This window comes from Enterobacter cloacae complex sp. 385G4 (genome assembly GCF_057320665.1).
Map to the genome: position 1 here is coordinate 174,886 of NZ_JBXWDD010000006.1, position 23,988 is coordinate 198,873.

Here is a 23,988-nt window from a genome sequence, read left to right on the forward strand (position 1 = left end):
GTCGGGCGCTAAAAGACCATAACAGTTGGCTCCCCGGATCGTTACAGCGTTTTGATGATTTTCGCCGGGTTGCCGCCCACGACGACGTTAGCCGGCACGTCTTTCGTCACGACGGCACCGGAAGCCACAACCACATTATCCCCGATGGTGACGCCTGGGTTAATGACCGCACGTCCACCAATCCAGACATTATTGCCAATGGTGACGGGCTTACCAAACTCCACTCCGCTGTTACGTTCTTGCGCATCCAGCGGATGGGTGGCCGTATAAATATGAACGCCCGGCGCGAGCATGCAGTTGTCGCCAATATGTACAGGGCAGACATCCAGCATTACGCAATCGAAGTTGGCGTAAAAGTCTTTGCCCAGATAAATGTTATATCCATAGTCACAGCGGAAGCTCGGCTCAATATACGCCCCTTCGCTTTGTCCCAGCAGTTCCGCCAGAATGTTCTGGCGTTCTGTTTTTTCGTCAGGCGCGGTGTGGTTATAGCGGTGAAGCAGATGGCGCGCCCGAAGCCGGTCGGCGCGTAACGTCTCATCACCAGGGCGGTAATGTTCACCTGAAATCATCTTCTGTTTTTCTATGCTCATCGGAAACCTCTCTGGATGTTATTCCTGAAGGGTAATCGCAACAGGCGTTAAGGGGAACGTTCCCGGAAGGCCGATGTGACCACAGTCACAACATTGTTGCTGATGAGCGCGTTTAACACGGAGACCTGGCTTTCGCGCAGGGAGCATAACGGGACAGGTGAATACAGCTTATAACGTGGCGTAGAAACTCTACAGACACACTTCAAAGATTAACGGACAAATTTCCATACAGAAGTAGGGATTTTGTCATACAGCTTATTCATCGTTAGCTCTGCAAGGCGATGGTCAGCGGCTGAATAAAATACCGCCAGTTCATTATCAGAAAGCTCGTATTTATTCTTTTCAATGACGCGTTCAAGGGTGTCAATTGACTGACAACGTCGTAAGCGCATCAAATAATCGATTTTTGTGAGTGGTTTATCAGACATAAATTCACCTTAGTAATTGTAATAATTTTAACAGGAAAGACTAACCGGGTTAGCTCTGCTCACGTTGACGAAACAGCGGAATAGCCGGTTTCCCGATTTACGCCATTTTTGCAAATCCTGAGTGTTAATGCCGTAACTGCTGAACAACATAAAGGTGTCGTCCAGGTATTCATCAATTTGCTCAATGAGCTTATTATCTTCATTGTACTTAATTTTATAATTAAGTGCGAAGGTAGCGATATGCTCTATCAGCTCATTCAATTGTAAATTGATGGCAGACGTTGGGTCATTTACCCAGCCATGGTTGCTTTCATCAAGATTGGCAAGGCAGTCATGGTACAAGGATTCGCAGAGAAATTTCAACTGCGCGATATCATGCCTTTTTGGCGAGTACTCGTCCATAGCGCATCCCCTTCTGAGTGATTTCTTACTCACCGAACATCATTGTCGGGATGGATACATCTGACTTAGCTACATGAGCGCTGTGTTCCTGATAACCTAACTATAAGCCACTCCTTCCTGGATTTCACCGCGCTATTACGAAAAATTACAAATAAAACCGCAGGCTGCGAGCGTCTACGCAAATGTTCATCCGAAACTGAACTTTTTTATCAGGATTAACGATAGTTTTTTCGCTTCCTTACATTTCATTGGCTTAGCTTACAGCCATAAGAAAAGTTCACATCCGGAGTTCCGTTTGTCTTAACTTTTAATTAGGAATATTCCTAACAACTTAAGCAAGGAAATAGATTTAAAAAAATCCTGAGTTCACCTATTAAGTTATCAGTTAAATATGATATGTCTGTTTAAGATGACAGAAAATAAATAGGACCTCAATAAGCTTATTTTATGATTTTTTTTGAAAATGAAAAAGGCCGCAAATGCGGCCTTTTTATTATATGAAACCGGTATCAGTGAGGTTCTACCGAATGACTGTGCTCAACATCTTCATTCTTCCGGCTGAAGCGGCGGCGCACCACCACGAAGAACACCGGGACGAAGAAGATAGCCAGTACGGTCGCGGTGATCATACCGCCCATTACACCTGTACCGACCGCGTTCTGCGCACCGGAGCCTGCACCGGAGCTAATAACCAGCGGCATTACGCCGAGGATGAACGCCAGAGAGGTCATCAGGATTGGACGCAGACGCATACGCACCGCTTCCAGCGTCGCCTCAATAAGGCCTTTACCCTCTTTCTCCATCAGATCTTTGGCGAATTCAACGATAAGTATCGCGTTCTTCGCCGACAAGCCAATGGTTGTCAGCAGGCCTACCTGGAAGTACACGTCGTTGGTCAATCCACGGAACGTTGCCGCAAGCAGCGCACCAATAACCCCGAGTGGAACCACCAGCATAACGGAGAACGGAATTGACCAGCTCTCGTACAGCGCCGCCAGACACAGGAAGACCACAATCAGTGAAATGGCGTACAGGGCAGGGGCCTGGTTACCGGACAGACGTTCCTGATAGGACATACCGGTCCAGTCATAGCCGATACCCGCAGGCAGTTTGCTGGCCAACTCTTCCATCAGGTTCATGGCTTCACCGGTGCTTCGGCCCGGTGCGGCCTGACCCAGGATTTCCATCGACGGCAGACCGTTGTAACGTTCCAGACGCGGAGAGCCGTATTCCCAGTGTGACGTTGAGAAGGATGAGAACGGCACCATCTGACCGTTGCTGCCGCGAACGTACCAGTTGTTAATATCGTTCGGCAACATACGGTACTGCGCTTCGGACATGACGTACACTTTCTTCACGCGACCACGGTCGATGAAGTCGTTGACGTAGCTACCGCCCCAGGCCGCACCCAGCGTGGTATTGATGTCGCTGATGGACACGCCCAGCGCCTGCGCTTTTTCCTGATCGATGTTGATCTTATACTGCGGCGTATCTTCCAGTCCGTTTGGACGTACGCCGACCAGCAGGTCAGGGTGTTTAGCCACTTCGCCGAACAGCTGGTTACGCGCCTGCGTCAGTTTCTCGTGACCCAGACCGCCCTGGTCGATCAGCTGGAAGTCGAAGCCGGTCGCCGTACCCAGTTCAACAATCGCTGGCAGGTTAAAGGCGAAGACCATCGCATCTTTAATCTGCGAGAAGGTGCCCATGGCACGGCCCGTGATCGCTTCAACTTTATTCTCATCGCCCGGACGATCCGCCCAGTCTTTCAGAGAAACGAAGGCGATACCGGTGTTCTGACCACGACCCGCAAAGCCAAAGCCGTTAACCGCAAACACGGATTCAACGTTCGCTTTCTCTTTGGTGAGATAGTAGTCCGTCACTTCGTCCAGCACCTTCTGGGTTCGCTCTTGCGACGCCCCTGCCGGAAGCTGTGCCATCGTCAGGAACACGCCCTGGTCTTCATCTGGCAGGAACGAGCTTGGCAGACGAACGAACAGGAACGCCATCCCCACTACGATGATGATATAGAGCAGCAGATAACGACCGGTGCTGCGCAGGATATTGCCCACGCTGTCGGTGTAGTGGTGTGTGCTCTTATCAAACATGCGGTTAAACCAGCCGAAGAACCCTTTATGCTCGCCGTGACCGCCTTTCTGAACCGGCTTCAGCATGGTGGCACACAGCGCTGGCGTCAGGATCAACGCTACCAGTACCGATAGCGCCATCGCGGAGACGATGGTAATGGAGAACTGGCGGTAAATCGCACCCGTAGAGCCTCCGAAGAAGGCCATCGGGATAAATACCGCGGACAGCACCATCGCAATACCGACCAGTGCGCCCTGGATCTGGCCCATGGATTTACGGGTGGCTTCCTTTGGCGGCAGACCTTCTTCCGCCATCACGCGCTCGACGTTCTCTACTACTACGATGGCGTCATCCACCAGCAGGCCGATGGCGAGCACCATCCCGAACATCGTCAGGGTGTTTATCGAGAACCCAAAGGCTGCAAGGATGGCAAAGGTCCCCAGCAGAACGACCGGCACGGCGATGGTTGGGATCAGCGTCGCGCGGAAGTTTTGCAGGAACAGATACATCACCAGGAACACCAGGATGATTGCTTCTACCAGCGTTTTAACCACTTCGTGAATCGAAATTTTAACGAACGGCGTAGTGTCGTACGGATAAACGATTTTCAGACCTGACGGGAAGAACGGTTCCATCTTCTTCAGTTCCGCACGGATCGCCGTCGCGGTGTCCAGGGCGTTCGCGCCTGTCGCCAGTTTGATACCCAGACCGGACGCCGGTTTACCGTTAAACTTCGCGATGATGTCGTAGTTCTCACCACCCAGCTCAACCCTGGCCACGTCACGCAGACGAACCTGCGAACCGTCCTGGTTCACCTTCAGCAGAATTTTGCTGAACTCATCGGCGGAGGTCAGACGGGTTTGCGCGATAATGGACGCGTTAAGCTGTTGGCCTTTCACCGGCGGCGTACCGCCTAGCTGACCGGCTGCCACCTGGGCGTTCTGCGCTTTAATCGCGTTAATCACGTCAACCGGCGTCAGCTGGAAGTTGTTCAGTTTGTTCGGATCCATCCAGATACGCATCGCGTACTGGGAACCGAACAGCTGAACGTCACCCACACCGGACGTACGGCTGATGGCGTCCTTCATGTTGGCGCCCACGTAGTCGGAAATATCCTCCTGCGTCATGGTGCCGTTGGTGTTAATAACGCCGACAACCATCAGGAAGCTGCTGGACGATTTCTCGACGCTCACACCCTGCTGTTGCACTTCCTGCGGCAGAAGAGGCATTGCCAGCTGCAGTTTGTTCTGCACCTGAACCTGCGCAATGTCCGCATCCGTACCGGATTCAAAGGTCAGGGTGATCTGAACCGTACCGGTGGAGTCACTGTTTGAGGACATGTACATCAGGTTATCGATACCGTTCATGTTCTGTTCGATAACCTGAGTCACGGTATCCTGCACCGTTTTCGCATCAGCCCCCGGGTAGGTTGCGGAGATCGTTACCGCCGGTGGCGCAATCGTTGGATATTGCGCAACAGGCAGCTTCAGGATCGCAAGTCCCCCGGCCAGCATGATGATAATGGCGATCACCCACGCAAATATGGGGCGATCGATAAAGAAATTAGGCATGTCTTAACGGCTCCTGTTTAAGTTAAGACTTGGTTTGTTCTGACTGGCCAGCGGCCGAAGCTTGTTGTTTATCGTCAGATGTCACTTCCTGTGCTTTTACCTGCGCGCCAGGACGTACTTTTTGCAAACCAGTAACAATCACGCGATCGCCATCTTTCAGACCTTCCGTCACCAGCCATTTATCGCCAATCGCCTGCGTGGCGGTGATATTGCGCGTTTCGACTTTGTTATCTGCCCCAACAACCAGTGCGCTAGCATCGCCGCGTGGCGTACGGGTCACACCCTGCTGTGGAACAAGAAGTGCGGTTGGATTCGTTCCTTCTTCCAGACGCGCGCGAACGAACATACCTGGCAGCAGATTTTTGTCAGGGTTCGGGAAAATCGCACGTAAGGTGATGGAACCGGTGGTCTGGTCGACCGTCACATCAGAGAATTCCAGAGTACCTTCCTGCGGGAACTTGATACCGTCGTTGGTAACCAGCTCCACTTTGGCTTTGCCGTTTTCCTGTTTCAGGGTGCCGTTAGCCAGCTCCTGTTTCAGGCGCAGGAAATCGTTGCTGGACTGCGTCACGTCAACGTAGATCGGATCAAGCTGCTGTACGGTAGCCAGCGCAGTGGTCTGCCCGTTCTGCACCAGCGCCCCTTCCGTCACGGAAGATTTACCAATACGACCGCTGATAGGGGAGGTCACTTTGGTATAGGCCAGGTTAATGCGTGCAGTTTCGACAGCCGCTTTGGCTGCTACCACGGCCGCGTTAGCCTGCTGGGCATCTGCCAGCGCGGTATCGTAATCCTGTTGACTGATGTACTTCGTGCCGAGCAGTTTCTGATAGCGGTTCAGCGTCAGCTGAGCGATTTTCGCCGCCGCTTGTGCTTTAGCCAGGTCACCTTTCGCGCTTTCATAAGAAGCCTGATAGGTCGCGGGATCAATCTGATACAGAGACTCACCGGCCTTCACATCGCCGCCTTCGGTAAAGTTACGTTTCAGGATAATGCCGCTAACCTGAGGACGCACTTCCGCAATGCGGTAAGCGTTTGTACGGCCTGGTAATTCTGTGGTGATCTGCAGAGGTTCAGATTTGAGTGTCACAACGCCGACTTCTGGCGCCTGCTGAGCTCCTTGTTGAGCCGGTTTGTCGTCACATCCTGTAAGCGCTAAGCTGCCTGAGAGCATCAGAACGACCGCCAGAGGCGTTAACCCTCTGTTTTTGTTCATATGTAAACCTCGAGTGTCCGATTTCAAATTGATCAAGGGTCCTGAGTCTAAAAACCCATTGCTGCGTTTATATTATCGTCATGCTATGGTACATACATTCACAAATGTATGTAAATCTGACTCCTGTAAATTCACCCACCTATGGCACGAAAAACTAAACAACAAGCGCTGGAAACCCGACAACACATTCTGGATGTGGCAATACGTTTGTTCTCTCAGCAGGGTGTTTCTTCTACCTCGCTGGCGCAAATTGCTCAGGCTGCCGGTGTGACGCGGGGAGCGATTTACTGGCATTTTAAAGACAAGTCAGATCTGTTCAGTGAAATCTGGGAGCTTTCAGAGTCCAGCATTAGCGATCTCGAGAGTGAGTATCGGGCAAAATTCCCTGACGATCCACTCTCAGTATTAAGAGAAATATTAGTATATATCCTTGAAGCAACGGTAGTTGAAGAGCGTCGCAGATTAATGATGGAAATTATTTTCCATAAATGTGAGTTCGTGGGAGAGATGGCGGTTGTGCAGCAGGCGCAGCGCAGTCTCAGCCTGGAGAGCTACGATCGTATCGAACAGAACCTGAACCTGTGTATGCAGGCAAAGCTGTTACCGGCCAATTTACTCACCCGCCGGGCGGCCATCCTGATGCGCAGCTACATTTCAGGTCTGATGGAAAACTGGCTGTTTGCGCCGCAATCCTTTGACCTCAAAGAGGAAGCCCGCAGCTACGTGGCGATTTTACTGGAAATGCTACAGCTCTGCCCGACGCTGCGCAGCGACGCGCCTTCGCTCACGGCCTGAACCCTTCCAGGATTTATCTCAGAGGCTTGCGTTCTCGCTATTCTGCTTCCGACGAGCGTGATATTCTTCACGCCGGACTATTTTCGGTCATCTGCTGACATCATTCACAATTATGCTGCCCATCAATCGCTCGCAACATCCTGTATTTGCATTGCTCTTTGCTATGCTGTTTTTCTTCTCCACCGCGCCGCTTTCCTGGGCCCGCGCAGACAACAGCACTGATATTCCCTCGCGCAGTGAAATTCAGTCGCAGCTCGACACCCTGAACAAACAAAAAGAGCTCTCTCCTCAGGAGAAACTCACCCAGCAGGATCTGACGGAAACGCTGGAAAACATTGATAAGATTGAGCGCGTTAAAGCTGAAACCACCCAGCTTCGTCAGAAGGTAGCGCAGGCTCCGGAGAACATGCGTAAGGCCACGGAAGCGCTGAGCGCGCTGAGCGACGTCGATAACGACGATGAAACGCGCAAAACGCTCTCCACGCTCTCCTTACGCCAGCTGGAATCGCGCGTCGCGCAATTGCTTGACGATCTGCAAACCGCACAGTCTGACCTCGCGACCTACAACAGTCAGCTCGTCTCCCTGCAAACCCAGCCCGAGCGCGTGCAAAACGCGATGTACGCCGCGTCTCAGCAGCTGCAGCAGATCCGCAACCGCCTGAACGGCACGACGGTAGGGGAGGGCACGCTGCGCCCGACCCAGCAAACCCTGCTGCTGGTTCAGCAGTCGCTGCTCAATGCGCAAATCGAACAGCAGCGTAAAAGCCTGGAAGGGAATACGGTGCTGCAGGACACGCTCCAGAAACAGCGTGATTACGTGACGGCGAATATTAATCGTCTAGAGCATCAGCTTCAGCTGTTGCAGGAGGCGGTAAACAGCAAACGCCTGACCCTGACGGAAAAAACCGCTCAGGAAGCCGTCTCGCCGGACGAAACTGCCCGCATTCAGGCCAACCCGCTGGTGAAGCAGGAGCTTGAGGCTAACCACCAGCTCAGCCAGCGCCTGATACTGGCGACGGAAAGCGGCAACTCGCTGGTTCAGCAAAATATTAAAGTGAAGAACTGGCTGGATCGCGCGCTGCAGGCGGAGCGCAACATCAAAGAGCAGATCGCGGTTCTGAAGGGCAGCCTCCTGCTGTCGCGTATTCTCTACCAGCAGCAGCAGACGCTGCCGTCTGCCGACGAGCTGGAGGACATGACCAACCGCATTGCGGATTTACGTCTGGAACAGTTTGACGTCAACCAGCAGCGCGATGCCCTTTTCCAGAGTGATGCTTTCGTCGCCAAAATCGAAGAGGGGCACTCCAGTGACGTAAATCCGGAAGTGCATGACGCGCTGCTCCAGGTGGTGGATATGCGCCGTGAACTGCTGGACCAGCTCAATAAACAGCTGGGCAACCAGCTGATGATGGCAATTAACCTGCAGATCAACCAGCAGCAGCTGGTCAGCGTGTCAAAAAGCCTGCAGGAAATTTTGACGCAGCAGATTTTCTGGGTGAACAGCAACAAGCCGATGGACTGGGACTGGATTAAGTCCTTCCCGGAGACGCTGAAAACGCAGATTAAGAGCATGAAAATCACCGTGAACTGGGAGAAAGCCTGGCCTGCGGTAATGATTGCTTTCCTGGCGGGCTTACCGCTGCTGCTGATTGCCGGTCTGATCCGCTGGCGTTTGAAATGGCTGAAACAGTACCAGGCGAAGCTGGCCTCGGAAGTGGGGCAACTGCGTAACGACAGCCAGCTCCATACGCCAAAAGCGATTCTGATCGATCTCATTCGCGCGCTGCCGGTGTGCCTGATTATTCTGGCCGTGGGCCTGATCCTGCTCACGATGCAGCTTAACGTCAGCGATCTGCTCTGGGCGTTCAGTAAAAAACTGGCTCTGTTCTGGCTGGTATTTGGCGTGTGCTGGAAGGTGCTCGAAAAAGACGGCGTGGCGGTGCGTCACTTCAACATGCCTGCGCAGCTGACCAGCCACTGGCGTCGCCAGATTGTGCGCGTCAGCCTGGCGCTCCTGCCGCTGCACTTCTGGTCGGTAGTCTCCGAGCTTTCCCCGCTGCATCTGATGGATGATGTGCTGGGTCAACTGGTCATTCTGCTCAACCTGCTGCTGATTGCGATCCTGATGTGGCCGATGTGCCGCGACAGCTGGCGTGATAAAGAGTCCCACAATATCCGTCTGGCCACCGTGACGGTGCTGGCGATCATTCCGCTGGCGCTGATGGTGCTTACGGCAACGGGCTACTTCTACACCACGCTGCGCCTGTCCGGGCGCTGGATCGAGACGGTCTATCTGGTGATCGTCTGGAACCTGCTCTATCAGACCGTGCTGCGCGGCTTAAGCGTCGCGGCCCGCCGCATTGCTTACCGTCGTGCCATTGCGCGTCGTCAGCATCAGGTGAAAGAGGGGGCTGAAGGCGCGGAGCCGCAGGAAGAGCCGACCATCGCGCTGGAGCAGGTTAACCAGCAGACGCTGCGTATCACCATGCTGGTGATGATCGCGCTGTTCGCGGTGATGTTCTGGGCGATCTGGTCTGATTTAATTACCGTCTTCGCCTATCTCGACAGTATTACCCTCTGGCAGTACAACGGTACCGAAGCCGGCGCGGCGGTGATGAAAAGCGTCACCATGGGCAGCCTGCTGTTTGCGCTGGTGTCGTCGGTGGTGGCCTGGGCGCTGATTCGTAACCTGCCGGGTCTGCTGGAAGTGCTGGTGCTCTCAAGGCTGAACCTGCGCCAGGGGGCGTCTTACGCCATCACCACCATCCTGAATTACGTCATCATCATCGTCGGGGCGATGACGGTATTCGGCTCGCTGGGCGTCTCGTGGGATAAACTGCAGTGGCTGGCGGCGGCCCTCTCGGTCGGTCTTGGTTTTGGCCTGCAGGAGATCTTCGGTAACTTTGTCTCCGGCCTGATTATCCTCTTCGAACGTCCGGTGCGTATCGGCGATACCGTTACCATCGGTACGTTCTCCGGGACCGTCAGCAAGATCCGAATTCGTGCGACCACCATCACTGACTTCGATCGTAAAGAGGTGATCATCCCGAACAAAGCGTTCGTGACCGAGCGTCTGATCAACTGGTCGCTCTCGGATACGGTGACGCGCGTGGTGATCCGCCTGGGCGTAGCCTATGGATCGGATCTGGATAAGGTGAAAGAGGTGCTGCTGAAGGCGGCGTCTGAGCATCCGAAAGTGATGCACGATCCGGCCCCGGCTGTGTTCTTCACCACCTTTGGGCCGAGTACGCTGGATCACGAGCTGCGTTTATACGTGCGCGAGCTGCGCGACCGCAGCTACACGGTGGATGAGCTTAACCGCTCTATCGATCGTCTGTGCCGTGAAAACGATATTAATATCGCCTTCAACCAGCTTGAGGTTCACCTGCGTAACGAGAAAGGTGATGAGCATACGGAAGTGAAGCGCGACATTAAGGGCGACGACCCGACTCCGGCTTAATCTATTTTCCCTCTCCCACAGGGAGAGGGTTAGGGTGAGGGGGAAGTTTCCCCTCAAAATCCCGCCGCACAATCTCCAGCGCTTTAAGCACCGTCTCGGCCGGGATCTCATGATTCTCCAGCAGCATAATCAAATCGACGGCCAGCTTGACCTCGTCGGGTGCATTTTCCAGTGACATAGATGTGGCTCCAGTTAACGGGTCAAGCGTGCAATCACGCGTTCAATCTCATCCAGCGCCTGACGGCAGCGGACGATGCGGCCTTCCAGCGCGCTAATCTCGCGCATCAATAGCTGCTGCTCTTCCAGCGTTTCGCTATTGTTCAGGCGGGCTTCGCGCTCGCGCTTCATCTCAAACAGACGCCGCTCAAACTCCTGATTCTCCAGCCGCTTGCGCTGCCATTTTCCCAGCCCAGGTGAGGCGCTGTCCCACGCCCGTAGCGGCCAGGCGGCGATTTCGCGGTGCAGGGCGGTGATCTGCTCGGTAAGATGCTCCGCAAGCCACACCACCTGTTCCTGCTGTTCACTCTCAACCGCGTGGCGAAGTTCATCGAGGTTGGTCTGCATCTCAGCAAGGTAATCCTGAATGACGGTGCTGCGGGTGCGGAAAAGCTGCCGGTCAAAGCGCGGTTTTAGCGTGGCGTGTCCCATCAGCGGCGTGGCCTGCGCCCGCAGAGCGATCAGCTGATTTTGCAGCTTCTCAAGAAGCAGTGCTGTTTTCAATGCGCTCTCCAGTGGTAAAGTAGCCGTTCAGTTTGATAACGATTCGCATTATGCAGCGTACTATTTTAATCATCATTGGCTGGCTCGCGGTAGTGCTGGGTACGCTAGGTGTGGTTTTGCCCTTGCTGCCGACCACCCCGTTTATCCTGCTGGCCGCCTGGTGCTTCGCCCGCTCGTCGCCGCGTTTTCACCACTGGCTGCTGTACCGCTCGTGGTTTGGCGGCTACCTGCGGCACTGGCAAAAACACCGGGCCATGCCGCCCGGGGCCAAGCCGCGCGCCATTGCCTTTATCCTGATCACCTTCGCCATTTCGTTATGGCTGGTGAACATGATGTGGGTGCGTATTCTGCTGCTGGCGATCCTGGCCTGCCTGCTGATCTTCATGTGGCGGATCCCCGTGGTTGATGAAAAGCAACAAAAGCACTGAAGCCTCATCATGGCGGTTGCAATTATGGCGCGCAGCCAGTAAATTCGACCGTTTTCGAGCACAGGTGCGCCTGGTCAAAGGTTAAACAACTGTTACTTTGACCGACTCGTCGCGCGCCGTGAGTAACACTGTTTCATTTAGGCACAAACCGATGACCGCAACTGCACAGCAGCTTGAATATCTGAAAAATAGCATCAAAAGCATCCAGGACTATCCAAAGCCTGGCATTCTTTTCCGTGATGTCACCAGCTTGCTGGAAGACCCGAAAGCGTACGCGCTCAGCATTGAACTGCTGGTCGAACGTTATAAAAACGCCGGGATTACCAAAGTAGTAGGTACCGAAGCCCGCGGCTTCCTGTTTGGCGCACCGGTTGCGCTGGCGATGGGCGTGGGTTTTGTGCCGGTGCGTAAGCCGCGCAAACTGCCGCGTGAAACCATCGCGGAGAGCTACGAGCTGGAGTACGGCACCGATCAGCTGGAGATCCACGTTGACGCGATCAAGCCCGGCGACAAAGTGCTGGTGGTGGACGATCTGCTGGCAACCGGCGGCACTATCGAAGCGACCGTCAAGCTGATCCGCCGTCTGGGTGGTGAAGTGACCGACGCGGCCTTCATCATCAACCTGTTCGATCTTGGCGGTGAACAGCGCCTGGAAAAACAGGGCATTACCAGCTACAGCCTGGTGCCTTTCCCGGGTCATTAATCCCGGTTTTCACAACCTCGCTCAATGGGTGAGGTTGTGATAGCATTCCCCTCCATAAATTCACCTTCCAGCGTTGCAGAGCCTGCCCATGAGTTATCAGGTGTTAGCCCGTAAATGGCGACCACAAACCTTTGCTGACGTTGTCGGTCAGGAACATGTGCTGACGGCCCTGGCGAACGGCTTGTCGCTAGGTCGCATCCATCACGCCTATCTTTTTTCCGGCACCCGCGGCGTCGGTAAGACCTCTATTGCCCGTCTGCTGGCGAAAGGTCTCAACTGCGAAACCGGGATCACCGCCACCCCGTGCGGCGTATGTGACAACTGCCGCGAGATCGAGCAGGGGCGTTTTGTCGATCTGATCGAGATCGACGCCGCCTCGCGTACCAAGGTGGAAGACACCCGCGATCTGCTCGACAACGTGCAGTACGCCCCGGCGCGCGGCCGCTTCAAGGTCTACCTGATCGATGAAGTGCACATGCTGTCGCGCCACAGCTTTAACGCCCTGCTGAAAACGCTGGAAGAGCCGCCCGCGCACGTTAAATTCCTGCTGGCGACCACCGATCCGCAAAAGCTGCCGGTTACCATCCTGTCGCGCTGCCTGCAGTTCCACCTGAAGGCGCTGGACGTTGAGCAGATCCGCGCGCAGCTTGAGCATATCCTTGATGAAGAGAAGATCGTTCACGAGCCGCGCGCCCTGCAGCTGCTGGCCCGCGCGGCTGACGGCAGCCTGCGTGATGCGCTAAGCCTGACCGACCAGGCGATTGCCAGCGGTGACGGCAAGCTCTCGACCGAAGCGGTCAGCACCATGCTCGGCACGCTGGATGACGATCAGGCGCTGTCGCTCATCGAAGCGATGATTGCCGCCAACGGCGAGCGCGTGATGTCGCTGGTCAACGCGGCCGCTGCCCGCGGTATTGAGTGGGAAGCGCTGCTGGTCGAGATGCTCAGCCTGCTGCACCGCGTGGCGATGCTGCAGCTGTCTCCGTCGGCCATCGGTGCGGACATGGCCGCCATTGAACAGCGGATGCGTGAACTGGCCCGCACCGTGCCGCCTGCCGACGTGCAGCTGTATTACCAGACGCTGCTGATTGGCCGCAAAGAGTTACCGTTCGCGCCGGACCCCAGGATGGGCGTCGAAATGACGCTGCTGCGCGCGCTGGCGTTCCATCCGCGCATGCCGTTGCCGGAACCGGAAGCGCCGCGGCAGTCTTTTGCGCCGGTTGCTCCGACCGCGGTAATGTCACCGCAGCAGGTGCCACCGCAGCCGACGCCGCCGCCACAGCAAAACGTACCGCTGTCGGATGCCACCAGTTCGGTGCTTGCCGCACGCAGCCAGCTGCAGCGTGCGCAGGGAGTAACCAAACCAAAAAAGAGTGAACCGGCAGCGCCAGGAAGAGCGCGGCCGGTGAACAACGCCGCGCTTGAACGACTGGCCTCGGTAACGGAGCGCGTACAGTCGCGTCCGGCACCGTCCGCGCTCGAGCAGAAAGCCCCGGTGAAAGAAGAGGCTTACCGCTGGAAGGCGACCACCGTTGTTGAAACGGTCAAGGAAGTGGTCGCCACGCCGAAAGCGCTGAAAAAGGCGCTGGAGCATGAAAAAACGCCGGAGCTTTCCGCGAAGCTCGCCGAAGAGTCCATCGCGCGCGACGCCTGGGCCGCTGAGGTCAGCAAACTCCAGCTGCCGAAGCTGGTGGAGCAGGTCGCGCTGAACGCCTGGAAAGAGCAGGACGGCAATCAGGTGCGTCTGCACCTGCGTCCGGGCCAGCGGCACCTCAATTCCCCTGGCGCGCAAAAGGCGCTGGCCGAGGCGCTTGCTGCTTTACAGGGTTCACCGGTTGAATTGACTATCATTGAAGATGATAATCCGGCAGTGAAAACGCCGCTTGAGTGGCGCCAGGCCATTTATGAAGAGAAGCTCGCGCAGGCGCGCGAGGCAATTATTGCGGATAACAACATTCAGACCCTGCGCCGGTTCTTCGACGCCGATCTGGATGAAGAGAGTATTCGCCCCATTTGATCGTGAGTCTGACTTACGGTTGTAATCCTTAAACGTGAAAGAAGAGAGAAGCCTATGTTTGGTGGAAAAGGCGGTCTGGGTGGCCTGATGAAGCAGGCTCAGCAGATGCAGGAAAAAATGCAGAAGATGCAGGAAGAGATCGCTCAGCTGGAAGTCACGGGTGAATCCGGTGCCGGTCTGGTCAAGGTGACCATTAACGGTGCGCACAACTGCCGTCGCGTTGAAATCGACCCGAGCCTGCTCGAAGACGACAAAGAGATGCTGGAAGATCTGGTTGCAGCCGCGTTTAACGATGCCGCTCGCCGTATCGACGAAACCCAGAAAGAGAAAATGGCCTCTGTTTCCAGCGGTATGCAGCTGCCGCCGGGCTTTAAGATGCCATTCTGATGCAAACCAGTCCGCTGCTCACGCAGTTAATGGAAGCACTGCGCTGCCTGCCGGGCGTTGGCCCGAAGTCGGCGCAGCGCATGGCGTTTACGCTATTGCAGCGCGACCGCAGCGGCGGGATGCGCCTGGCGCAGGCTCTGACCCGCGCCATGTCAGAAATTGGTCACTGTGCGGATTGCCGGACCTTTACCGAGCAGGACGTGTGTAACATCTGTACGAACCCGCGTCGTCAGGAGAACGGCCAGATTTGCGTGGTGGAGAGTCCGGCGGACATCTACGCCATCGAACAAACCGGGCAGTTTTCCGGCCGCTATTTCGTGCTGATGGGGCATCTCTCCCCGCTGGACGGCATTGGCCCGGACGATATCGGTCTTGACCGCCTTGAACAGCGTCTTGAATCCGAAACGATCAAAGAGGTGATCCTCGCCACCAACCCCACGGTGGAAGGGGAGGCAACCGCCAACTACATCGCCGAGCTGTGCGCGCAGTACGGCGTTGACGCCAGCCGCATCGCCCACGGCGTGCCGGTCGGCGGCGAGCTGGAAATGGTCGACGGCACCACGCTGTCGCACTCTCTGGCCGGACGTCACAAGATTATTTTCTGACCAAACGGAGGCCGCGCGCGCGGCCTCCGCTTGAAAATTTCCCCCCGTATCCCCATCTCTCACTCAACGTTTTAAAACCCCATTAAATGGCATTGTTGAGGTCGACATAGATGAAAGGACAAGAAACCCGTGGTTTCCAGTCAGAAGTAAAACAGCTTCTGCACCTGATGATCCATTCCCTGTATTCCAACAAAGAAATTTTCCTGCGTGAGCTGATTTCCAACGCCTCCGATGCGGCGGACAAGCTGCGCTTCCGCGCGCTGTCCAATCCGGATCTGTATGAAGGCGACGGCGAACTGCGCGTGCGCGTCTCTTTCAACAAAAAGAACCGCACCCTGACCATCGCTGATAACGGCATCGGGATGAACCGCGACGAGGTGATCGACCACCTCGGGACCATCGCCAAATCCGGCACCAAAGCGTTCCTGGAGTCCATGGGCTCTGACCAGGCGAAAGACAGCCAGCTGATTGGCCAGTTCGGCGTAGGCTTCTACTCGGCGTTCATCGTGGCGGACAAAGTCACCGTGCGCACCCGCGCGGCGGGTGACAGCGCCGAGAACGGCGTGCTGTGGGAATCCAAAGGGGAAGGCGAATACACCGTTGATGACATCACCAAAGCGGATCGCGGCACCGAAATCACCCTCCACCTGCGCGAAGGCGAAGATGATTTCCTGAACGACTGGCGCGTACGCTCCATCATCAGCAAATATTCCGACCACATCGCGCTGCCGGTAGAGATTGAAAAACAGGAAGAGAAAGACGGTGAAACCGTTGTTTCCTGGGAGAAAATCAACAAGGCGCAGGCGCTGTGGACGCGTAACAAGGCTGAAATCAAAGACGACGAGTACAACGAGTTTTATAAGCACATCGCTCACGACTTTACCGACCCGCTGACCTGGAGCCACAATCGCGTGGAAGGGAAGCAGGAGTACACCAGCCTGCTGTATATCCCGGCACAGGCACCGTGGGACATGTGGAACCGCGATCACAAGCACGGCCTGAAGCTGTACGTGCAGCGCGTCTTCATCATGGACGACGCCGAGCAGTTCATGCCGAACTACCTGCGCTTTGTTCGTGGACTGATAGACTCCAACGATCTGCCGCTGAACGTCTCCCGTGAAATCCTCCAGGACAGCACCGTCACACGTAATCTGCGTAACGCCCTGACCAAACGCGCGTTGCAGATGCTGGAAAAACTGGCGAAAGACGACGCGGAAAAATACCAGACCTTCTGGAAACAGTTCGGCCTGGTGCTGAAAGAAGGCCCGGCTGAAGACATGGCGAACGTTGAAACCATCGCCAAACTGCTGCGCTTCGCCTCTACGCACACTGACTCCTCCGCCCAGACCGTGTCGCTGGAAGAGTACGTCTCCCGCATGAAGGAAGGGCAGGAGAAGATCTACTACATCACCGCCGACAGCTATGCGGCAGCGAAGAGCAGCCCGCACCTGGAGCTGCTGCGTAAGAAAGGTATCGAAGTGCTGCTGCTTTCTGACCGCATCGACGAGTGGATGATGAACTACCTGACCGAGTTCGACGGTAAGGCGTTCCAGTCCGTTGCCAAAGCCGACGAGTCCATCGACAAGCTGGCGGATGAAGTGGACGAAAGCGCGAAAGAAGCCGAGAAGGCGCTGGAGCCGTTCGTTGAGCGTGTCAAAACCCTGCTGGGCGACCGCGTGAAAGAGGTGCGCTTTACGCACCGTCTGACCGATACTCCGGCGATTGTCACCACCGATGCGGACGAAATGAGCACCCAGATGGCGAAGCTGTTCGCCGCGGCGGGCCAGGCCGTGCCGGAAGTGAAATATATCTTCGAGCTTAATCCGGATCATCCGCTGGTGAAACGCGCGGCGGATACCCAGGATGAAGCTCGCTTTGCCGAGTGGGTTGAACTGCTACTGGATCAGTCCCTGCTGGCCGAGCGCGGCACCCTGGAAGATCCTAACCTGTTCATTAAACGTGTGAATGCGCTGCTGCTGGCGTAACTGACCACGTCTCCCCTGGTCTTCTCCCTCTCCCCGTGGGAGAGGGCCGGGGTGAGGGCACCAGACCGCACTCTCCCAAATTATCTCCCCCCATTAACCGTTTCAGCCTTCCCGCCTTCCTTGAGCCACGCCCGTTCTGGTGGTATTGTTTAGCGCTTTTGAAAAATTGAAACGACATTTGAGGGGATTTTCGCAATGCGTATTATTCTGCTTGGCGCTCCGGGCGCGGGTAAAGGAACTCAGGCTCAGTTCATCATGGAGAAATACGGTATTCCGCAAATCTCCACCGGTGACATGCTGCGCGCCGCTGTAAAATCTGGCTCCGAGCTGGGTAAACAAGCGAAAGACATCATGGACGCAGGCAAGCTGGTAACCGACGAGCTGGTTATCGCGCTGGTTAAAGAGCGCATTGCGCAGGAAGACTGCCGTAACGGTTTCCTGCTGGACGGCTTCCCGCGCACCATTCCTCAGGCTGACGCCATGAAAGAAGCGGGCATCAACGTGGACTACGTGCTGGAGTTCGACGTACCGGACGAGCTGATCGTTGACCGTATCGTTGGCCGTCGCGTGCACGCTGCCTCTGGCCGTGTTTACCACATCAAATTCAACCCGCCTAAGGTTGAAGGCAAAGACGACGTGACCGGCGAAGAGCTGACCACCCGTAAAGACGATCAGGAAGAGACCGTGCGTAAACGCCTGGTGGAATACCATCAGATGACCGCGCCGCTGATTGGCTACTACACCAAAGAAGCGCAGGCGGGTAACACCAAATACGCCAAAGTTGACGGCACCAAAGCCGTGGCTGACGTACGTGCAGAGCTGGAAAAAATCCTCGGCTAATCACGCGCCTCTCACCCGGGTTTCCGGGTGAGAAATATTCTCATCTTACCTATTACAGCAATGGGTTTCGTTTAAACGCATTTCCGCTACAATTGACAACCTATCAAATGGTTAAGAGGCGTGAATGAGTCAGGCGAAAACCGGCATCCTGCTTGCCAATCTGGGCACCCCAGAAGCACCCACTCCAGCGGCGGTAAAACGCTATCTGCGACAATTTTTAAGCGACACGCGCGTCGTGGATTTTCCGAGACTGCTTTGGTGGCCGCTGCTGCGTGGCGTCATTCTGCCGATTCGCTCTCCGCGCGTTGCCAAACTTTATCAGTCCGTCTGGATGGAAGAGGGCTCGCCGCTGATGGTGTACAGCCGTCGTCAGGAAAAAGCGCTTGCCGCCCGTCTGCCGGATATGCCCGTCGCACTCGGCATGAGCTACGGTAAACCTTCTCTGGAAAGCGCCGTCGACGCGCTGCTGGCACAGGGCGTGGATCATATCGTTGTGCTGGCCTTGTATCCGCAGTACTCCTGCTCGACGGTGGCCGCCGTCTGGGACGAGCTGGCGCGTATTCTGAAGACGCGTCGCCGCATTCCGGGCGTGACCTTTATTCGCGATTATGCGGATAACGATCTCTACATTAAGGCGCTTGCCAACAGCGCCCGAGCATCGTTTGAAAAGCACGGCGAACCGGATCTGCTGCTGCTCTCCTATCACGGTATTCCGCAACGTTTCGCCAATGAAGGGGATGATTACCCCCAGCGCTGCCGCGATACCACCCGCGAGCTGGTCTCCGCCCTTGGCCTGCCGCCGGAGAAGGTGATGATGACCTTCCAGTCGCGCTTTGGCCGCGAGCCGTGGCTGACGCCGTACACCGATGAAACCCTCAAAATGCTCGGCGAGAAGGGCGTGAAGCACATTCAGGTGATGTCGCCGGGCTTCTCGGCGGACTGCCTTGAAACGCTGGAGGAGATCGCGGTGCAAAACCGGGAATTTTTCCTTGAGGCCGGAGGCGAAAAGTATGAGTACATTCCGGCGCTTAACGACTCACCTGAGCATATCGACATGATGGTCTCGCTGGTGACGAACAGCCGCTGATCGCACTCCGGGCCGGGTTTGTGCTACCATTCCCGGCCCATATTCTTCGTACAGTTCAGACCATGAAATTTCCCGGTAAACGCAAATCCAAACACTACTTTCCCGTCGATGCCCGCGATCCGCTCCTGCAGCAAATCCAGCCTGAAAATGAAACCAGCGCGGCCTGGGTTGTCGGTATCGACCAGACGCTGGTGGACATTGAAGCGAAAGTGGATGATGAGTTTGTCGCCCGTTACGGTCTGAGCGCCGGTCACTCGCTGGTGATTGAGGACGACGTTGCCGAAGCGCTGTACCAGGAGCTGGTGCGCGAAAATCTGATTACCCATCAGTTCGCTGGCGGCACCATCGGCAACACCATGCACAACTACTCGGTGCTGGCAGATGACCGCTCGGTGCTGCTCGGCGTGATGTGCAGCAATATCGAAATCGGTGGCTACGCCTACCGCTACCTGTGCAACACCTCCAGCCGCACCGATCTGAACTATCTCCAGGGCGTAGACGGGCCGATTGGCCGCTGCTTTACGCTGATCGGCGAATCCGGCGAGCGTACCTTTGCCATCAGCCCGGGACACATGAACAAGCTGCGCGCGGAAAGCATTCCCGAAGAGGTGATCGCGGGCGCGTCTGCGCTGGTGCTGACCTCCTACCTGGTGCGCTGCAAGCCGGGCGAGCCGATGCCTGAGGCGACCATGAAGGCGATTGAGTACGCGAAAAAGTACGACGTGCCCGTCGTTCTGACGCTGGGCACCAAATTCGTGATTGCCGATAACCCGGAGTGGTGGCAGACCTTCCTGAAAGAGCACGTCTCCATTCTGGCGATGAACGAAGAAGAGGCCGAGGCGCTGACCGGTGAAAGCGATCCGCTGCTGGCGTCTGACAAAGCGCTGGACTGGGTGGATCTGGTGCTCTGCACCGCGGGTCCGGTTGGGCTGTATATGGCGGGGTTCACGGAAGAAGAGAGCAAGCGCAAAACCCAGCACCCGCTGCTGCCGGGGGCGATTGCGGAGTTCAACCAGTACGAGTTCAGCCGCGGCATGCGCCACAAAGACTGCGTGAATCCGCTGCGTATCTACTCCCACATTGCGCCGTATATGGGCGGGCCGGAGAAGATCATGAACACTAACGGCGCGGGCGACGGCGCGCTGGCCGCGCTGCTGCATGACATTACCGCGAACGCCTATCACAAAACTAACGTGCCGAACTCCAGCAAGCACAAGTTCAGCTGGCTGACCTATTCGTCGCTGGCGCAGGTGTGCAAGTACGCGAACCGCGTGAGCTATCAGGTGCTGAACCAGCATTCTCCACGCTTAACGCGTGGACTGCCGGAACGAGAAGACAGCCTCGAAGAGGCGTACTGGGACAGGTAAAAGCAAAACGGCAACCTGTGGTTGCCGTTTTTAGTATTTGTTCCCTCTCCCTGTGGAGAGGGCCAGGGTGAGGGCATCAGGCTGCAGCAAACTTACCCCGTAACCGCCTCTTCAACTGGCGGCTTCGTCAGCAGCGTCAGCATGGTGTTCGCAATCTCACGCTCGCCCATCACCACCTGATTCGCGCCGCGCTCGGTAATGTACTCCACCTCGTCGTCATAGTGCGCTCGGGCAATGATCTCAATACCGGGGCACTTCTCACGCGCGGAGGCCACAATCTCACCCGCTTCATAACCGTTTGGAATGGTCAGCAGCAGCCAGCGGGCGCAGTCCAGATGCGCCAGCTCCATGATCTCTTCGTTCGCCGCATTGCCCAGCACCGCACGAATCCCGCGCTCGCGAAGCTCATCCACGCGGGTGCGTGACGTCTCAATCACCACCAGCGGGATCCCCTGCGCCATCAGCTTCTCGCCGAGCAGGCTGCCGACGCGGCCAAAGCCCACCAGCAGGGCGTGATTACAAATATCCACCGGGATCTGCTTCTCTTCTTCCGTTGCCTCTTCCAGCGTCTGCTCTTCGAGGGTTTCGGTCTTCTCGAGGTATTTTTCCAGCAGGGCAAACAATACCGGGTTTAGCATGATGGAGAGGATTGCCCCCGCCAGCACCAGATTTTGCCCCGCCTGTGGCAGCAGGTTCAGGGCCATGCCCAGACCGGCCAGAATAAAGGCGAACTCGCCAATCTGCGCCAGGCTGGCGGCAATGGTCAGCGCCGTGCGCGGGGAGTGGCCGAACATTCGCACCAGGAAGAAAGCCGCGAGCGACTTACCAAAAATAATGATCGCCAGCGTGCCCAGCACGGCCAGCGGCTGCTGGATCAGTACCAGCGGATCGAACAGCATCCCGACGGAGACGAAGAACAGCACGGCAAACGCATCGCGCAGCGGCAGCGTGTCGTGCGCCGCACGGTGGCTCAGCTCGGATTCGTTCAGCACCATCCCGGCGAAGAACGCCCCCAGGGCAAAGGAGACATCAAACAGCTCAACGGCACCGAAGGCGATGCCCAGCGCCAGCGCCAGCACGGAGAGGGTAAACAGCTCGCGGGAGCCGGTCGCCGCGCTGCGGGACATGATCCACGGCACCAGACGGCGGCCCACCAGCATCATGATGGCGATAAAGGCCACCACCTTACCGATGGTGATGCTCATATCCAGCGCCAGCGAGGCGAAGCCGATGTTCTCTTTTTCCATCATCCCGGCGACGGCGGGCAGCAGCACCAGCGTCAACACCATCACCAGATCTTCTACAATCAGCCAGCCAATCGCGATTTGCCCGCGCTGGCTGTCTATCAACTGCCTCTCTTCAAGCGCGCGCAGCAGCACCACGGTACTGGCGGTGGAGAGGCACAGCCCAAAGACGATGCCGGTCATCAGCGACCAGCCCAGCACTGCCGAAAGCGCCATGCCCAGCAGCGTCGCCACCCCTATCTGGGCGATCGCTCCGGGTATGGCGATCGACTTTACCGCCATCAGGTCCTTCAGCGAAAAATGCAGACCGACGCCAAACATCAGCAGGATCACGCCCAGTTCCGCCAGCTCTGGCGCCAGTTTGGTATCCGCCACGAAGCCTGGCGTGAAAGGCCCCGCCAGTACACCCGCTAACAAATAGCCGACAAGAGGAGAAATACGCAGCTTATTGGCAATCATGCCAAGGATAAAAGCGAGCACAAGTCCACCAACAATGGTGGTAATAAGCGGTGTGGCGTGGTGCATTCCGTCTCCTTTCGTGGTGAGTGTTCCATTTTTGGCGTGAATACCAAAAAGCCAGGTAATAGTTTATGACAATTTTTGCCCTTATGTTTATGAATAATTGTTGAAGTTTGAATAAAACGGCAATATGCGATTAAAAAGGCGCATATTGATAAATTCAGAGTGGGGATGAAGAGGAAACCCTTATCGCATAAGGGGGGAGGGTAGCCAAAGCATAACTTTAGCTACCCGTAAATCACGCTTTATGACGATTATCAGGCAGGAATATGGTCAACATCCCAAGAAGCGGCAGGAAAGCGCAAATTTTGTAAACCAGGAAGATGCTGGTGTGATCCGCAACCATCCCTAATACGGCTGCGCCAAGGCCGCCCATCCCAAAGGCGAAACCGAAAAAGAGCCCGGAAACCATACCTATACGGCCCGGCAGCAGCTCCTGAGCATAGACCAGGATGGCGGAAAACGCGGAGGCGAGGATAAAACCGATTATCACGGTTAAAATCCCGGTCCATTCCAGACTTGCGTACGGCAAAATAAGGGTAAACGGTGCCACCCCGAGGATAGAGCCCCAAATGACATATTTACGGCCAATTTTATCCCCCACCGGCCCGCCAATCACCGTTCCTGCGGCCACCGCGAAGAGGAAAGCAAACAGGTGGAACTGTGCGTTTTGTACCGATAATCCGAATTTTTGCATCAGATAAAAGGTGTAATAGCTGCTGATGCTCGCCATATAGAAGTATTTGGAGAAAATCAGCACCAGCAGCACGGAAACCGCAAGAATGACCTTATTACGAGGCAGGGGATTGATAACCTTTGCTTTAGGTTTCCCCTTGTTCACGCGATGCTGGGCGGCGTACCAGCGGCTGATTTGTGCCAGCACGACAATGGCGAGCAGGGCGGCCAGCACAAACCAGGCCACATTGCCTTTGCCATACGGGGCGATAATCACCGCCGCCAGCAGCGGGCCGAGGGAGCTACCGAAGTTGCCCCCTACCTGGAAGAGTGACTGCGCCAGCCCGTGACGGCCACCGGAGGCCATACGCGCCACGCGGGACGATTCCGGATGGAAGACGGACGAGCCGGTTCCCACCAGCGCGGCGGCGAGCAGAACCGCTTCAAAACTGCCTGCCATGGCCAGCAGCACCAGCCCGCTTAAGGTAAAGCACATGCCTATCGGCAGCGACCACGGCATCGGGTATTTATCCGTCCAGTAACCCACCACCGGCTGCAGCAGCGACGAGGCCAGCTGGAAGGTCAGGGTGATCATCCCGATCTGTACGAAGGTTAACGAAAACTCGGACTGCAGCAGCGGGTAGATCGCCAGAATCAACGACTGGATCATGTCGTTGAGCAGGTGCGAGAGGCTGATTGCGCCTAAAACTTTAAAAGAGGTGCGCGACGCCGGCGCGCCCGGAGCGGGCTGGGTTGATTCACTGATTGCCATAAATACCACGTCAATTTGTTATTAGAGATGCAGGGAGTAATTATTATCCGACTAACATACTCGTCCGTGACATTTGAAGAAAGTCGCAA

20 protein-coding genes and 1 other annotated feature are annotated in these 23,988 nt (G+C 56.0%); of the genes, 11 read left to right on the forward strand and 9 right to left on the reverse strand.

The genetic code is table 11. The annotated features are described in order from the left end of the window. Positions 1-41: 41 nt before the first annotated feature. The 5 genes from maa to acrA all read right to left on the reverse strand — a co-directional run bounded on the left by maa (position 42) and on the right by acrA (position 6,295). A complete protein-coding gene (gene maa, locus AC2FAJ_RS16685) occupies positions 42-593 on the reverse strand; it encodes a maltose O-acetyltransferase (protein WP_028012187.1) in 552 nt (183 codons plus the stop codon). A gap of 209 nt (positions 594-802) precedes the next feature. Next, positions 803-1,021, reverse strand: coding sequence for an HHA domain-containing protein (locus AC2FAJ_RS16690; RefSeq protein WP_008499287.1), 219 nt, complete (start codon positions 1,019-1,021; stop codon positions 803-805). A 27-nt stretch (positions 1,022-1,048) separates the two neighbouring features. After that, on the reverse strand, positions 1,049-1,423 hold the full coding sequence (gene tomB / locus AC2FAJ_RS16695; RefSeq protein WP_028012188.1) for an Hha toxicity modulator TomB: 375 nt from the start codon (positions 1,421-1,423) through the stop codon (positions 1,049-1,051). Positions 1,424-1,932: 509 nt separating this feature from the next. Further along, positions 1,933-5,079: a multidrug efflux RND transporter permease subunit AcrB gene (gene acrB / locus AC2FAJ_RS16700; RefSeq protein ID WP_041911061.1), complete on the reverse strand. Its 3,147-nt coding sequence runs from the start codon at positions 5,077-5,079 to the stop codon at positions 1,933-1,935. Positions 5,080-5,101: 22 nt separating this feature from the next. Continuing rightward, entirely contained in the window at positions 5,102-6,295 is a 1,194-nt protein-coding gene (acrA, locus tag AC2FAJ_RS16705) for a multidrug efflux RND transporter periplasmic adaptor subunit AcrA (protein WP_041911060.1), read from the reverse strand. Between the two features lie 141 nt (positions 6,296-6,436). Between acrA and acrR the strand changes: the two genes are divergently transcribed. Both acrR and mscK read left to right on the forward strand, forming a co-directional pair. After that, positions 6,437-7,090: a multidrug efflux transporter transcriptional repressor AcrR gene (gene acrR / locus AC2FAJ_RS16710; RefSeq protein ID WP_023310602.1), complete on the forward strand. Its 654-nt coding sequence runs from the start codon at positions 6,437-6,439 to the stop codon at positions 7,088-7,090. Positions 7,091-7,202: 112 nt separating this feature from the next. Next, complete coding sequence (gene mscK / locus AC2FAJ_RS16715; protein WP_045259916.1) at positions 7,203-10,550, forward strand: mechanosensitive channel MscK; 3,348 nt, start codon at positions 7,203-7,205, stop codon at positions 10,548-10,550. Position 10,551: 1 nt separating this feature from the next. On the opposite strand, the gene rsmS is transcribed toward mscK, so the two are convergent. Then, on the reverse strand, positions 10,552-10,728 hold the full coding sequence (gene rsmS / locus AC2FAJ_RS16720) for a pleiotropic regulatory protein RsmS (RefSeq protein ID WP_045631461.1): 177 nt from the start codon (positions 10,726-10,728) through the stop codon (positions 10,552-10,554). A gap of 14 nt (positions 10,729-10,742) precedes the next feature. Next, positions 10,743-11,270, reverse strand: a complete 528-nt coding sequence (priC, locus tag AC2FAJ_RS16725) for a primosomal replication protein N'' (RefSeq protein WP_041911058.1) — start codon at positions 11,268-11,270, stop codon at positions 10,743-10,745. Positions 11,271-11,320: 50 nt separating this feature from the next. Here priC and AC2FAJ_RS16730 point away from each other — a divergent pair, with 50 nt between their 5' ends. The 9 genes from AC2FAJ_RS16730 (at position 11,321) to AC2FAJ_RS16770 (ending at position 20,689) form a co-directional block, all read left to right on the forward strand. Further along, on the forward strand, positions 11,321-11,698 hold the full coding sequence (locus AC2FAJ_RS16730) for a DUF454 family protein (RefSeq protein WP_041911057.1): 378 nt from the start codon (positions 11,321-11,323) through the stop codon (positions 11,696-11,698). A 151-nt stretch (positions 11,699-11,849) separates the two neighbouring features. Beyond that, on the forward strand, positions 11,850-12,401 hold the full coding sequence (gene apt / locus AC2FAJ_RS16735) for an adenine phosphoribosyltransferase (protein WP_000127359.1): 552 nt from the start codon (positions 11,850-11,852) through the stop codon (positions 12,399-12,401). A gap of 88 nt (positions 12,402-12,489) precedes the next feature. Next, positions 12,490-14,418, forward strand: coding sequence for a DNA polymerase III subunit gamma/tau (gene dnaX, locus AC2FAJ_RS16740; protein ID WP_041911056.1), 1,929 nt, complete (start codon positions 12,490-12,492; stop codon positions 14,416-14,418). Beyond that, positions 13,748-13,812: a sequence feature (DnaX frameshifting element), on the forward strand. Its footprint overlaps the gene before it by 65 nt. 54 nt (positions 14,419-14,472) lie before the next feature. Beyond that, positions 14,473-14,805: a YbaB/EbfC family nucleoid-associated protein gene (locus AC2FAJ_RS16745; protein ID WP_003858972.1), complete on the forward strand. Its 333-nt coding sequence runs from the start codon at positions 14,473-14,475 to the stop codon at positions 14,803-14,805. Further along, positions 14,805-15,410 carry a recombination mediator RecR gene (gene recR, locus AC2FAJ_RS16750; RefSeq protein ID WP_006809843.1) on the forward strand — a complete coding sequence of 202 codons (606 nt, stop codon included), beginning with the start codon at positions 14,805-14,807 and terminating at the stop codon, positions 15,408-15,410. The genes AC2FAJ_RS16745 and recR overlap by 1 nt, the downstream gene beginning before the upstream one ends. A gap of 110 nt (positions 15,411-15,520) precedes the next feature. Beyond that, positions 15,521-17,395, forward strand: a complete 1,875-nt coding sequence (htpG, locus tag AC2FAJ_RS16755) for a molecular chaperone HtpG (protein ID WP_333059808.1) — start codon at positions 15,521-15,523, stop codon at positions 17,393-17,395. A 195-nt stretch (positions 17,396-17,590) separates the two neighbouring features. Next, a complete protein-coding gene (gene adk, locus AC2FAJ_RS16760; protein ID WP_006809841.1) occupies positions 17,591-18,235 on the forward strand; it encodes an adenylate kinase in 645 nt (214 codons plus the stop codon). Positions 18,236-18,359: 124 nt separating this feature from the next. After that, on the forward strand, positions 18,360-19,322 hold the full coding sequence (hemH, locus tag AC2FAJ_RS16765) for a ferrochelatase (RefSeq protein ID WP_041911054.1): 963 nt from the start codon (positions 18,360-18,362) through the stop codon (positions 19,320-19,322). 62 nt (positions 19,323-19,384) lie between these two features. Next, the gene (locus AC2FAJ_RS16770; RefSeq protein ID WP_045260696.1) at positions 19,385-20,689 is read left to right on the forward strand and encodes an inosine/guanosine kinase; all 1,305 of its coding nucleotides are present in this window, start codon (positions 19,385-19,387) and stop codon (positions 20,687-20,689) included. 92 nt (positions 20,690-20,781) lie between these two features. On the opposite strand, the gene ybaL is transcribed toward AC2FAJ_RS16770, so the two are convergent. Both ybaL and AC2FAJ_RS16780 read right to left on the reverse strand, forming a co-directional pair. Next, the gene (ybaL, locus tag AC2FAJ_RS16775; protein ID WP_041911052.1) at positions 20,782-22,458 is read right to left on the reverse strand and encodes a YbaL family putative K(+) efflux transporter; all 1,677 of its coding nucleotides are present in this window, start codon (positions 22,456-22,458) and stop codon (positions 20,782-20,784) included. Positions 22,459-22,690: 232 nt separating this feature from the next. Then, a complete protein-coding gene (locus tag AC2FAJ_RS16780; RefSeq protein WP_028012201.1) occupies positions 22,691-23,899 on the reverse strand; it encodes an MFS transporter in 1,209 nt (402 codons plus the stop codon). Between the last annotated feature and the right edge of the window lie 89 nt (positions 23,900-23,988).